The sequence below is a fragment of the Halococcus salifodinae DSM 8989 genome (genome assembly GCF_000336935.1).
GTDB lineage: Archaea > Halobacteriota > Halobacteria > Halobacteriales > Halococcaceae > Halococcus > Halococcus salifodinae.
Genome location: NZ_AOME01000017.1, coordinates 266 through 13,408 on the forward strand (window position 1 = coordinate 266; position 13,143 = coordinate 13,408).

12 protein-coding genes and 2 pseudogenes (1 of these 14 running past the window's edge) are annotated in these 13,143 nt (G+C 56.9%); 9 read left to right on the forward strand and 5 right to left on the reverse strand.

The genetic code is table 11. From position 1 onward, the window contains the following. Window positions 1-291, reverse strand: a pseudogene (locus C450_RS04295) (IS5/IS1182 family transposase) (its annotated part extends 27 nt beyond the left edge of the window); the annotation flags it as partial. 1,123 nt (window positions 292-1,414) lie between these two features. Here C450_RS04295 and C450_RS04300 point away from each other — a divergent pair. Beyond that, window positions 1,415-2,278, forward strand: coding sequence for an N-6 DNA methylase (locus C450_RS04300; RefSeq protein ID WP_005040464.1), 864 nt, complete (start codon window positions 1,415-1,417; stop codon window positions 2,276-2,278). A 55-nt stretch (window positions 2,279-2,333) separates the two neighbouring features. Next, window positions 2,334-3,326 (forward strand): DUF6610 family protein, encoded by a 993-nt coding sequence (locus C450_RS04305; RefSeq protein WP_005040466.1) that lies wholly within the window; start codon window positions 2,334-2,336, stop codon window positions 3,324-3,326. A gap of 186 nt (window positions 3,327-3,512) precedes the next feature. Here C450_RS04305 and C450_RS04310 read toward each other — a convergent pair whose 3' ends face one another. The 4 genes and pseudogenes from C450_RS04310 to C450_RS22825 form a co-directional block, all read right to left on the reverse strand. Continuing rightward, a complete protein-coding gene (locus tag C450_RS04310; RefSeq protein ID WP_049909832.1) occupies window positions 3,513-4,838 on the reverse strand; it encodes an orc1/cdc6 family replication initiation protein in 1,326 nt (441 codons plus the stop codon). A gap of 229 nt (window positions 4,839-5,067) precedes the next feature. Next, on the reverse strand, window positions 5,068-6,306 hold the full coding sequence (locus C450_RS04315) for an RNA-guided endonuclease InsQ/TnpB family protein (RefSeq protein WP_049909829.1): 1,239 nt from the start codon (window positions 6,304-6,306) through the stop codon (window positions 5,068-5,070). A gap of 12 nt (window positions 6,307-6,318) precedes the next feature. Beyond that, the gene (locus C450_RS21420) at window positions 6,319-6,474 is read right to left on the reverse strand and encodes a DUF2080 family transposase-associated protein (RefSeq protein WP_005040473.1); all 156 of its coding nucleotides are present in this window, start codon (window positions 6,472-6,474) and stop codon (window positions 6,319-6,321) included. Window positions 6,475-7,188: 714 nt separating this feature from the next. Next, window positions 7,189-7,419: pseudogene (locus C450_RS22825) on the reverse strand (zinc ribbon domain-containing protein); the annotation flags it as partial. 243 nt (window positions 7,420-7,662) lie between these two features. On the opposite strand from C450_RS22825, the gene C450_RS04320 reads away from it, so the two are divergent. The 7 genes from C450_RS04320 to C450_RS04350 all read left to right on the forward strand — a co-directional run. Then, window positions 7,663-10,647, forward strand: coding sequence for a DEAD/DEAH box helicase (locus C450_RS04320; protein WP_005040475.1), 2,985 nt, complete (start codon window positions 7,663-7,665; stop codon window positions 10,645-10,647). A 58-nt stretch (window positions 10,648-10,705) separates the two neighbouring features. Continuing rightward, window positions 10,706-11,050, forward strand: coding sequence for a hypothetical protein (locus C450_RS20570; RefSeq protein ID WP_005040478.1), 345 nt, complete (start codon window positions 10,706-10,708; stop codon window positions 11,048-11,050). Continuing rightward, window positions 11,050-11,316: a hypothetical protein gene (locus tag C450_RS04330; protein WP_005040482.1), complete on the forward strand. Its 267-nt coding sequence runs from the start codon at window positions 11,050-11,052 to the stop codon at window positions 11,314-11,316. Before C450_RS20570 ends, C450_RS04330 begins: the two co-directional genes overlap by 1 nt. Window positions 11,317-11,419: 103 nt before the next feature. Then, entirely contained in the window at window positions 11,420-11,728 is a 309-nt protein-coding gene (locus C450_RS04335; protein WP_005040484.1) for a non-histone chromosomal MC1 family protein, read from the forward strand. 107 nt (window positions 11,729-11,835) lie between these two features. Then, window positions 11,836-12,279, forward strand: a complete 444-nt coding sequence (locus C450_RS04340; protein ID WP_005040487.1) for a hypothetical protein — start codon at window positions 11,836-11,838, stop codon at window positions 12,277-12,279. After that, window positions 12,276-12,635, forward strand: coding sequence for a hypothetical protein (locus C450_RS04345; protein WP_005040489.1), 360 nt, complete (start codon window positions 12,276-12,278; stop codon window positions 12,633-12,635). Before C450_RS04340 ends, C450_RS04345 begins: the two co-directional genes overlap by 4 nt. 3 nt (window positions 12,636-12,638) lie before the next feature. Beyond that, window positions 12,639-13,143, forward strand: a 505-nt coding sequence (locus C450_RS04350; RefSeq protein WP_005040491.1) for a DNA cytosine methyltransferase, incomplete at its 3' end; no start/stop codon positions are given.

Here is a 13,143-nt window from a genome sequence, read left to right on the forward strand (position 1 = left end):
CACTCGACAGAGGCTCATCTCGATCCGATCGAGTGCCTTACACAACGTCGACGGCGCAGGGAGATCGGCCGCGTCGAGGCCGATCTCCCGGATTATTTGCGGCATCTCCTTCAATAGGTCGATGGTCATGCGGTAGGACGTATCGAGGTAAATCCGGAGGCAGTGGAGGGAAACGAGGGCGGAGTCGGCGAATCCGCCGCCACCGTTCGGGGCGGCGGATTCGTTGCCATCGCCAGTAACCCTTTCAGCAACCGGTACAATTTCCTCGGTGAAGCGGGAGATTTGGGTCATAGGCAACTGAAGTCTCCCGCTTCAACGCCTTCGATTTAGCGACTCNCCACCACTGAAACAGCAGAGACAGAGACAGTAACTCCGACCACTACAGAAACCGAATCGAGCACCGAGACAGCCACGGAGTCACCGACAGCCACAGAGACGACTGAAGCAGAAGGGACAGCTACATCAACGGAAACCTCAACGGCAGCAGATACTCCACAGTCGACAACTACCACGTCAACTCAAACGCCGACCGAAGCCACAACAGCAACTGATACGGCAACTTCAACGGACTCAGCAGCTGAATCCGAGACTGAGACTGATACCGAGACCGAGACATCAACTCCTGAATCAACCGACACGTCAACACCCACTGAAACATCCGAACCAACTGAGACAGCCACAGAAACCGACACACCAACCGAANACTCCTGAATCAACCGACACGTCAACACCCACTGAAACATCCGAACCAACTGAGACAGCCACAGAAACCGACACACCAACCGAAACGCCCGAATCAACCGAGACACCAACTGAAACGTCTACTCCGACGGAAACATCCACCCCGACGGAGACACCAGAACCTACCGAAACCCCACCGGAACCACCAACAGTTACTCCGGACCCGACAGAGACGCCGACACCGACCACAACTGAAACGTCCACTCCAACGGAAACGCCTACTGAAACGCCGCCTGAACCGCCGACAGAGACGCCGGACCCGACAGAAACACCGGAACCCCCTGAAACCAACACACCGACTCAAACGCCAGAACCTACCGAGACACCAGAATCTACCGAGACGCCACCTGAGCCACCAACCGATGGCTCTGACGACGATGCTGACAATGGAAACGAAGACTCGACTCCAAACGAAGCGGCGAGCGCAGATGACACTGAGACGAATTCTTCTACATCAGCAGCCAGCACTCCGGGAACGAACGGGACACAAGAGGGAAGCAACGAATCAGCAAATGCCAGTCTGATCGCTGGCCCCCACAAGTCGATATACCGATAAGCCACTGAAATACATTTACCGTCGGGAGATTTTAGATTGTAGTTCAGATTAACCGATAGAAAGCAGAGAGCAGTGTCACCGGATCTCGTTTGTCTCCTCCAGAGGGGTGGAAAACCCATGCCCTACCTCGACGACACCTACACCAAACCCGTTCTCGACTCGCTCACCGACGTTCGTCAGCAGACTGGCCACGGCTGGTCGCGCGTGTTTCGCGATTGGATCGATATCGTCTTCACGAGCCTCCAACGCGACGACGACAGCCACGACGAGATGGTCGATCGATACGAGAGCGATTTCGGCGAAGAGACGACGCAGACTGCTTTCGAGGCATATTCGGAAGGGTTCGCCAACTTGCTCGCAGCGATGGAAAAGACCGACGCCGACGTACTCGGATGTTTGTACCAGGAATACGGCGCTCCATCCGAAGAAAACGGACAGCACTTCACGCCACCGCCCACTGCACGATTGCTCGGTGGAATGATGCTCCCCACCGATGAGAAAATCGAGAGCACAACTCCAGACGACCCGCTCACTATCCATGATCCTACCTGCGGGAGTGGCAGTCTCCTTGTCGGTGCAGGCCAACGCCTCGAAGAACTCGCTGACTCTCCATACGCCGCACTGTTCTTCGGACAGGACATCGACATCAGGTGTGCCAAGATGACCGCGATCAATTTCGCTATCCGAGGACTTCCTGGGTTTGCGATTCATGGTGATTCGCTCAAAGCCGATCCGATGGCCGCGTGGAAGGTCAGGCCCTCGAAAGGGCTGATGGGTGCGCCGAGCCAGGAATGTGAGCCTCCACAATTCCTGTCCACATCGGGAGATGAGGCCGCTGACGGTTCGACACCGCCCACAGCGACAGATGGCGCGGACGAGGCTGGAGAACGGAATGTCCAGGTCGACGTGGACGTGGAGCTGGATACGCAGCAGACCCAGTTCGCTGCATTCACCGACGGTGATAGCGGCGCTGACCAGTGAAGACAGCTCAATTTCTCACTCGGTGTGGGGAGTGTCCGAATTCAGGCATTTTCCCATGTCCAGATCCCATCCACCAGCACCAGCAACTGGCACCACATCAGAGCAAACAGACTCGCGGGCAGTTGGGAACGGTGACAACATTGCCGCCGCCCGTCAAGCGGACTACGTCGCGTTTCTCCACCGCCATCCGTTCGCCACCGACGCCTACGATCTCGGCTTTCTCCCCGGCATCCGCGAGGACTACTCACTTCAGATCGACGACTTCGCAAACGTCGAAACGCCCGTTCTGATGGTTGATAACGATTTTCATGACCCCGATATCGACCGATACGTTGCATGCATCCGAGAACTCCCCGAGCAGCCGTGGGTGTGTGTTCTCGGCGATGCTACGACGCCTGAGCAGGCTTATGAATATACACGGCTCGCCCGATCGCTCGTCAACGAGTTTCCCACCACCGAGTTCGTGATCGTCCCGAAGTGTCCCGAGGCGTTCGAAATCATCGACGAGCAGTTCGTTCTCGGCTATCCGATGGGATACTCAGACATCCAGGCGACCGATATCAGTACCATGAGCGATTGGCGGGGGCGGCGCATCCACCTGCTCGGCGCGAGCCCGCCCAAGCAATTCGAGGTGATAGAGCAACTGACGCAGCCGACGATCACGGGTGATCCACCTGCGGATATCGTCGATCTTGACTGGAATGGCCCGCAACGCGTCGCGTATCTCGGCGAATACTGGAGCCGCGAGGGCTGGCAGTCCGCCGATCACCTCTCGATCCGAGCGACAGTTAGAAAGAGCCTCCACGAGATGCGAAAGTTCTGGCAAGAACGCGGAGTCTGGCCGACCGATACGCCAATAGAGAGTGTCGGAGCAGCTGTGCACGAACCGGACGACCCAGTGTTCACAGCCACTGGTGAGTCGATTCGAGAGTACGAGATGCTCGAAGACGCGATTATTGTTGAATATGGGAACGGTCAGACACTCGCATATCAATCTGAAACCGAACGCGCATACGTCGAATATCACTCTGAAACCCTGACTACATGATATCAAATTTGCTTGTCAAATACACTTGATCAGTGTGGAAGATTCAGTGGAGAGTCGCCTCTATCGATTTGTTGTGAGATGAAAACCCATGCTGTGTAGGCCCACCTCTATCGACTTGTTCTTGTTGTCAAGTTAGCCGGGTTGTCGACAACACCCTCACCCCTATCGATTTGTTCAAGGGACGATCTACTGATTGATCTGTGCGTTCACAACAGAGCGGAGCTCATCATCGTGGACGTCATCAAGCCGTGAATCTTCCCGAAGCGTCTCAATGATAGTCTCCGGATTCTCACCAAACGTAAACTCGAGGTAGCTTCCCGAATGTGGTCCCTGACTCTTCCGTTCAGTCTCGACCAACGAATACGTCGTGAGCTCCTTCATTTTATTCACGTACGTCTCCTGATGGTATTGTTCGGAATCAAGGGTGTCCGTCAGGTACTGATATACTCTGTATCCGGGCGGGCTTTTCGCTGCACCCGTTCCGGTTTCACGAGCAACAGCTGCAGTCGCAAAGAGACAGAGTTTTTTCTGCGTGCTAATACCACGAGTTACCTCTAACACGCGATTTTTCTCAACTTTATCTTGAGCTTCACGAACGTGTTGCTCACGAACTTCATCGGCGTTTGTTTTTTCAGCGATCGATCCCGCTGTTCGCATCAGGTCGATTGCTTTCCGGGCGTCTCCGTTGGTTTGTGCGGCAAAGGCTGCTGCGAGTGGGATGACGTCGCCACTAAGAGTATCCTCATGGAAAGCATCTTTCCGAGCGCGAAGGATCTCTCGGAGCTGGGTAGCGTCGTAGTCACTGAAGTGAACGTCCTCAGGCGTGAACGAACTAAGTGCTCGACTGCCCACGTTCTCCATCATCTTCGTATCGTTAGTGATGGCAGTCACGGAAACTTGTGCAGTGATATCGTCGGTGCTACCAGCACGAGAAAGCTGATAGAGAAGCCGGGAGAAGGCTGGTTCATCCTTATCTCGACGACCGACGAGCATGTCGAGTTCATCGAGGATGAAAACCACTGTATCATAGTGTTCGTTGATGAGGCGGTAGAGTTCGCGCCATTTTTTCTTGTTTGGGACGCCATGCTCTGGAACTTCGACAGTCGTACCGATATCATTCGCCACCTTTCGGGCGAGCTCGTAGACGGCTGACCCGATGGTCCCAACGTTCTGGCAGTTCATTTGGATAACGCCGAACCGAATATTTCGACTTTCGCAAAGTTCGACGATATTCTCACAGACAGCATTAATGATGAGGGATTTTCCAGTCCCAGAAGGTCCATACAGGAGGAGGTTTGGCGGTCGTTCGTTACTAATCGCGACGCGAAGGTGTTGGGTGATGCTTGTGAGCTGGGTGTCGCGACCAACAATACGATCTTCAGCGACGATCTCGTTCGGTTCGAGGAGAGATCGGTTCTTGATGAGACTTGCGGCTTCCTCTTGCTCAAGGATGAGATCTTTAATGGAACCCGTGGACTCGGGAGTATCCTCGGAACCGGGACCCGTGGGCATACCCCACCCCACTCTATCAGGATACTAAAAAGTTCCTCTGTCGATTTCTTTTCTACTGCAATAACGGTCAAAAGCAGAGTTATGGCGGGGTATAGCATTCTCTTTGTTGACCTCCGACGATTTGTTAGGATGCTTCCCTAGTCCGACTCAAGGAGTATTCAGAACACCCTCTCACCTCTATCGATTTGTTCTATCCACAAAGGAAGGGGGTAGTGACATCCTCCCCACCCTACCGCTCGCCTGACGGCTCGCGCTTGAGGGTGGGGCTTCCTGTTTCCGCGACGTGGTTTGCAGCGACCAGCTGAAACGCGGTCGCCGTAGGGACCACGGTCTCCGCAGGCGTCGATTCGGCACTGCCCGTGCCTATATTCAGTTTGTCGAGACCACGCTGGAGGACGTTCCACGCGGCGTTTTCGTCCCGGTCGGCCTCGAACCCACACGCCGGACATGAATGCTCGCGGACCCACAACGGTTTGTCCGTCGAAACGCCGCATCGAGCGCACTCTTTGGTCGTTCCGGCAGGTTCGACCGCCACGAAGTGCGTACCTTCGCGTTCGCACTTCCACTTCAGGAGTTTGCGGAACGTCGCCCACGCCGCACTCGCACGGTTGTGCGAGTTCGACGGGAGTTCCAGCAACCCCTTCGCGTCCAACTTTTCGACCGCCACGAGGTCATAGGTCTTCGCGTACCACGTCGAGAGTTTGTGGAGAAAGTCGCGGCGCTTTCGCTTGATGTCGGCGTAGCGGCGTGCAACCTTCTGTTGCTGTTCGCGGTGGTTGTTCGAGCCGTGTTCCTTGCGGGAGAGAACACGCTGTTCGTGTTCCAGCCGCTCTTCTTCGGCGGAGAGGTCCACCGACCCGACGGCGTGACCGTCGGTGTCGTGGGCGTATTTCAGGATACCCACGTCGATACCGACGACGTTCTCCGGTTCGTCGGGTTTCGGTGGGGCGCTCTCGTTCGTTTCGAGTTGGAGCGAGGCGTACCAGCGTCCGGTCGTTTCGCGCTTGACGACGACGCCTTTCATGGTGGCGTCGTCGGGCAACTCGCGGTGAGCAACCACGGGTACATTGCCAATCTTGTTGAGGTATAATCGGTCGCGGCCACTCGTTTTCTTGAGTTCGAAGCCGGACTGGTTGTATTCGAAAGAGTGATAGTACCCGTTTCCCTTCCACTTGAGTTTGCCTACGTCGTGGCCTTTGTCCTTCTTTTTCTTGAGATTCGACCGGGCGGTGTAGAGCCGGTCTACGACCTTTTGCAGGACTTTCGAGTTGACCTGCTGAAGGTCAGTCCACCACTGCTTGAGGTCGGGAAGGCGGTTCTGTTCGGAGAACGACGACGATATGTCGTCATTCCGATTCATCCGATGCAGGAAGTGATTGTAGACTTGCCTACAAGTGTCCAGCGTCCACGCTAACCGATCTCGTTGAGCGGGCGTGGGGTTGAGCCGGAACCTGTAGGCGAACTCCATGATGGGTTGGGATTACTCGTCGTCTGAATCGGTGTCAGGTTCGCTGACGCGAACCACTTTCACGTCCGCGCCGAGCCACCGTTTCGGAACGAGAACGTAGGCACCGTTGCCGGTGGGTTTCGCCTCGCCGTCGTGGACTTCGTGGCCTTCGATATCGAACCGATCCATCAACTATGTTTAGACTTCGTTTGGACTTAAGTATATCGGTCGTGGTCCAGTCAGCCGACAGGCCGACACTGCGGAAGACAAGATGATGACGGCGGGCGTATCCCCTCCCTACTGTGCTCCTTGTCCGCCGTTCGGTGGACTGCGGTGATCGTTGAGGAAGGGGCATTATCCGCCTGCACCGCCGGTAAACCATCTCAGGATCAATCTCTAATGCACTTGGCCTGCTTTGCCTGTTAACCTGTGTACTGATTTCTTCTCTTCCTTCCTAGTTCTAGGTGATGATTAGCTAGAGGAGACACACCCCTATCGATTTGTTCAAACGTCACTCTACCATCTTATTTCCTTAATTGATTATCTAATATCTAATGGTAATAATTGAAGATGTTATATATCGACATGCTTTCCTTCTCCGGTCTTAGTGAACTATCTCGGATTCGAACCCCAAGGTACTCGCCCTATTCATCTGTAGAGCTGAGAATTGTTTCTTCGTTCTTTTCTGATTCTAGATGGTAGTAGACTAGAAGAGACACACCTCTATCGATTTGTTCCTTTCCAGGGTAGCTGCCTGACTTTGGCAGTATTAGCTGAATTGTAGGGCTAATCCCTCATCCTCAACGAGCACCTTCGTTCGCCTCCACTCCCCATACACCCCCTATTTCGTCGGAACAAATCGATAGAGGTGCGAGGGTGGTTCCGGGTGAACGAACCCCGCGGTCAAGCCGCGGGGCTTCCTGTTTCGACGACGCGCTGTGCATTCGCCCGAACCGAGGCGAACGTAGGGAGCGCAGTCTGCACAGGCGTTGATTCGGAGCGTCCCGCCCCTATCTGACCGTCTGAAACGAATTTGTCGAGTCCTCGGTCAAGGACGTTCTTCGCCGCGTTCAAGTCGCGGTTTTCCTCGTGCCCGCATGCCGGGCACAAGTGTTCCCGTATCCAGATTGGTTTTATGTCGGAATTACCGGCGCGGTGGCTGGCGAAACGATTCAACGGTACATTGAGCGGACGGCCCACGAGTAAGAGTTTACGCGATTCACCCTTGAAGCCAATTTCCGAGGCGGTTCACAATCCCTGTGGACAAATACCCGAAATCGTTAACATTCACAGCTGAGTACTCAGTCTGTGGACGAAATCGTTGGTTGGCTTCGAGACCGTCCATACTATCGCAACCAGATCAAAACTCATCAGGTGATGGAGGGTCGGACAGGCAGCTATGGCGATGTAGGTGTCGAATCTCGGCTCGAACGAGCGCTTGAGCGGCGAGGGATAGACCAGTTCTACCAGCATCAGACGGCTGCTATCGACGCGATCCGCGACGGCGAGAATGCCGTCATCGCCACACCAACCGCCAGCGGCAAGAGTCTCATCTACACTGTCCCCGCAGTCGAGCGCGCGCTTGATCACGACGGGCGTACGCTGTATATCGCGCCCCAGCGTGCGCTCATCAATGACCAAGAAACGAGCTTTACCGACCTCACGGATGATCTCGGCCTCGGAGCCACCGTCGACGTGGGCCAATACACCGGCCAGCTCTCACAGACTGAAAAACGCGCCGTGCGGGGCGACCAACCGCATATCGTCTTGATGACGCCCGATCTCCTGCATTATGGCGTTCTTCCGCATGACCATCTCTGGGAGTGGTTCTTTCGCCAGCTCGATACCATCGTCATCGACGAGGTCCACGAGTATCGGGGTATCTTCGGCAGCCAGATCGCGCTGGTCATGCGCCGGCTCACCCGGATGTGCGAGCGGTACAACAGCAACCCACAGTTCATCTGCTGTTCGGCCACCATCGGCAATCCCGCCGAACACGCTGGAAACGTTACCGGCCAGTCCGCCGAGTCGTTTTCCGTCATCGACGAGGATACCAGCACCACCGGCGCGACTCACTGGCTGTTCTGGAACCCACCACCAGTCAAAGACGAGTCTCAATCGGGCACAGATACATCACACCCAGCACCGAGTGAGCGTGAACCCGAGCCACAGCCACCGACAATGACGTCGGACGGTGGCGAAGTGCTTCCAGCACCAGCGCCTCCTTCAACAGACATCGATACTTCATCTGACGCACAGTCGGCTCCAACTACCGACGACAGCGGCGAAGGCGAGACTGAGGCGTCAGTAGAGCCTGAATCTGGTGGAGAGCGCAAATCGAACCACGCCGAAGCCGTCCGGCTGTTCTGTGACCTCGTGACGCGGGGATATCAGACGCTCGTGTTCACACGGACGCGCCAGGGGGCCGAACGATGTGCCGAGTGGTCGGCAGCCGAACTCCACAAGCGCGGCAACCACGAGCCCGCCAACGCGATCACCGCCTATCAAGCCGCACTCAAACAGGACCGTCGCGAGGAGATCGAAGACGGCCTCCACGATGGGTCAATCCCGGGCGTCTGGTCGACGAGTGCGCTCGAACTTGGCGTCGACGTGGGTGGGCTCGATGTGGTGATCCTCGACAGGTATCCGGGCACGCGAATGCAGACCCACCAGCGTGCGGGACGAGCAGGTCGGGGTCGGGATGCGAGTCTCGTAACGCTCGTCGGCGGTCGCGACCAGCTCGACCAGTATCTGATGGGTCATCCCGACGTGTTCTTCGAGGGCAACCCCGAAGAGGCGGCGGTCAACCCCGCCAACGACCAGCTCATGCCCGACCACGTGCTCAGTGCCGCCCGAGAATCGTGGCTCTCGCCCGCTGATGAACAACACTTCGGCGAAAGGTTCCCGGAGTTCGTTACCCAACTCGAAAGCGAGGGGCTTCTCGAACGCCGGAACACGAACAAGGGCGTACGGTGGACCTACGCGGGTGACGGTAGTCCCCAACACGAGATGAGCATTCGGGCTATCGACGATCGCGAGATACAGATCCGTGATCGGCTTAATGAGACAGATCTCGCCAGCCTCTCGTATGACGACGCACTCCGGGATGTCCACCCCAACGCGATTTATCACCATCAGGGAGAGAAATACGAGGTGGTCGATCTCGATCTCGAGCGTGACATCGCGTTTCTCGAATCCACAGAGCTGTCCTACTACACGCAAGCACTCACCGACAAGGCAATCTCGGTCAACGAGATCCTCGATGAAACGACGCTCGCCACCCATTCCGGCGTCACGGTGGGGTTTGCGGATATCGAGTTCCGCGAGCAGGTCACAAAGTATCTCCGATGTACGCAGGGCAATGACGACGATGGTGAGCCCATTCCGTTGCCTGAACCACTGCCGCCGACCGAGCTCCGGACGCGAGCGCTGTATTTCACGATTCCGCCGGCCATTAAGCAGAACCTCAGAGCTGAGAGCGACGTCGACGACGGGTTCGAGGGAGCAATCCACGCGGTCGAGCACGCGATGATCTCACTGTTTCCGCTCGAATTCCTGTGTGATCGGCGCGATATTGGTGGGCTCTCGACACCGCTGCATCCTCAGACGGCCAAGAGTACGATCTTCATCTACGACGGGTATCCCGGTGGTGTCGGCCTTGCGCGTGGGGGTTACGAGCGCGTCGAGGACCTCCTGCGAGAGACGCGGAGACTACTCGCTGACTGTCCCTGCGAAAGTGGGTGTCCGGCGTGTATCCAATCGCCGCACTGTGGCAACGCGAACGATCCGCTCGACAAGGGACTCGCACTCTCGCTGCTCGATTACTTGCTCGGTGACGCGACCATTGAACCGAACCACCACGAGACGGATGGAGTCGACAACGCGAGACAACAGGACCCCATTGAGAACAAACCCGAAGTCGAAGTCGAAACCGCCATCGATTCGGTAGCAACAAACGAGAATAGTGGCGGAACAGACGATATCGACCACTATCCAGCGACACCGGAAACGCCGGAAACGGACAAGAGAACTGTCGTCGCTGAACAAATCGCGACTCACTCACAAACCAATGTCGACACTGAGACAGTCGCTGAAACGCTTGCTAAGTTGGAAGGCTACGATATCGAGCCCGAAACAGCGAAACCACCACTCTTGGAGCTGTACGGTGTAGCCGGCCCATCAATCTACGATATCCCCGGCATCGGACCAGTTCGAGGTCATCACCTCTTCCGGGCTGGGTATCATACGCCCGAGGCGATTGCAGCGGCGTCATCTGGCGATCTGACTGACAATGTCCCCTACCTTACCGAGTGGGTCGCTTCCAAGATACAACCATCGGCCGAAGAATTCATTGACGATTAACAACAGATTGGTGCGGTGATGGTTTGTCTTCCCCATGGAGGCGTGGAGGAACGTACACATGCCATCCGCGACTTCCGCCGATAACGCTGGGACCGAGACCACAAGCAGTCAACGGACTGTTATTGGTGACCTCGCACGTGGAGCACTAGCCGAGACAGAGGCTGACGGCGAAACCGTGAAAATGACCGTGCTTCACGAACTCTATCGCCACCAGCCTGCCGTATCGCTCGAAGATGTCCTCGAACTCAACGTGCTGATTGCCGCTCCGGAACCAGGACCGCTCGAAGAGCGCGTTGCTGCAGTCCTCACGGAGGCGGTCGCACAGCACGACAGCTGGACGGACACCCCGCAAGCACCATCGGCCAGCGAGAGTACTTCTGTCCCGACTACGGAGGGTCACTGATGGACGCGCAGGCGAGAATCGGAACCGATGGCGGGACTGACGAGGACAGCGAGGATGCGGCCAGCGGGGAGCGCATTCTTGACGGTCTCCCACCAGAGAAATTGCTCGACACGAACGACGTGAGCCGAATTCGCGCCGGCATCCACTGTATGGGCTCCGTTGAGACGGTCAAGCAGTACGTTGCCTACGAAAACAGCAACGAACAACGCGACCACATTCTTCGACTGCTCCAACAGCGCGCGACAGAACTCCGCGAACAAACGTAGTCGCCTTTTGTCCATCACTGATGACCATCCCGGAGCTTCCTCCCTATTTCGTCGGTGCATTTATACACTTCCTGTCAGTACAACTGAGTGGAGTAGATATTCGATGGTTCGCCAAGACGGCAAACGGAACTTCGGTTTGCGTGAATCGGATGGCAGCGAATCCAGCGTGTTCTCAGGGAACTACCCACGGCAGGCAGCCATGAAAGCCGCTCGGCGGCTTACTCCTGCCTCGTCAGAGGCAGACGCCGACCAGCAGGAACTCCGCCTCCGTGAACGCGGCACCGACAAACTCCATGTGTACGAGGCGTGGGCGTGGGAGGAGGATGCGCCCGAGGACGGCCCCGAATGGCTCTCTGGGACCATCATCGAAGCCAACGTCGCAAAGCAGAGCATCGAACACCTCGACGAATAGTACTGGTTTCTGACCGCCGCACCAGAAGGAATTGCGGACAGAGTGGGGTGTCGGAGTTATCGCCAACTGTAATTTTTCATCCCTCAGGAGGGGTGGAGGCACAATCGATGAGTCACGACACGCGTCGCAAACCACCAGTTGAGGAACCTAGCCGACATCAGCATCCCGCCGCCGAAACCGTTGCACACCTCTCGAAAACTACCTACCAACAGCGGGTCGAGACGCTTGCCGAGCGGATACTGCCACGACTCGCGGACGATAGTGGGACGCTCCAGACGGTCAACTACGACAGAGTTCTCGGCCAGCTAAGAGTGATCGAGCGGATGAGTTTCGACAATCCGTTCTCGGTCCTGGAACACAGTGAGTACGAACTCGATGGGTTCGACTGGGAGCGGGTCAACAGCAAGCATCCGGTGCAGGGGCTTGCCGAGCAGGCACGTCGACTCGTCGCCGGTGACGTTCAAGCGCGACTGCTCGAACTGGTCGCCGCTGAAAACGAGACACATCGACCCAGCAGGTCGCGCTCCAACGGGGGCCAAGGCCAACGATGACGAAATACGAAATCTCCGACGATCACGTGTGGGCGGACGAACGGGAGCCAGAAACCGAAGATCGACCACCTGTGGCGGAGGTGGAAAGCCACGCGGTCGAGATCTTGCATCGCGGGCACGACCGGCCGGACGGCGAGCGGGACATCCGGTACCGGTACGTGGTCGAAAATGGTGAAGCCATCGGCATCCTCCGGTCGCACCGCCTCGCCGAGAGCAACCAGTTCGACCCGATGGGAGCAGCGACGCCGCAGGAAGTCCCCATTGTCGTGAAGGACATGCTCGCTCACGAGATGCGAGCCGACCACTGGACTGAGGTCGTCGATGTCAAACGAGCAAAACGATTCGCGGAGGCGTGACAGATGTCCGACCGACGCCGTCGCGACGATACCGTTCGCGCGGTCGATCTGTTCTGCGGCGCTGGTGGCCTCAGTTGGGGACTCGCGCAAGCCTGCGAACACCTCGATCGCGACGTGGAACTCGCGGCAGTCAACCACTGGGAGCGCGCTATCGAAACCCACGAGCGCAACCACAGCTGGGCCGACCACTACCACGCGAAAGTCGAGGAACTCGACCCACGCTCCGTATTCGAGACCGAGCGCGTTGATATCCTGGTTGGTGGTCCCCAGTGTACCCACCACAGCAACGCCAGAGGTGGGCGGCCAGTCAACGAGCAGAAACGGGCGTCACCGTGGCATGTCCTTGATTGGCTGCAGAAGCTCTATGTCGACCATTTCATCATCGAGAACGTTCAGGAGTTCGAAAATAGGTCGCCGGTCGGGGCTGACGGCACACCGATGAAATCGAAGAAGGGCGAAACCTTCGACGCGTGGATCAATGCCCTCCACTCGCTCGGCTATAACGTCG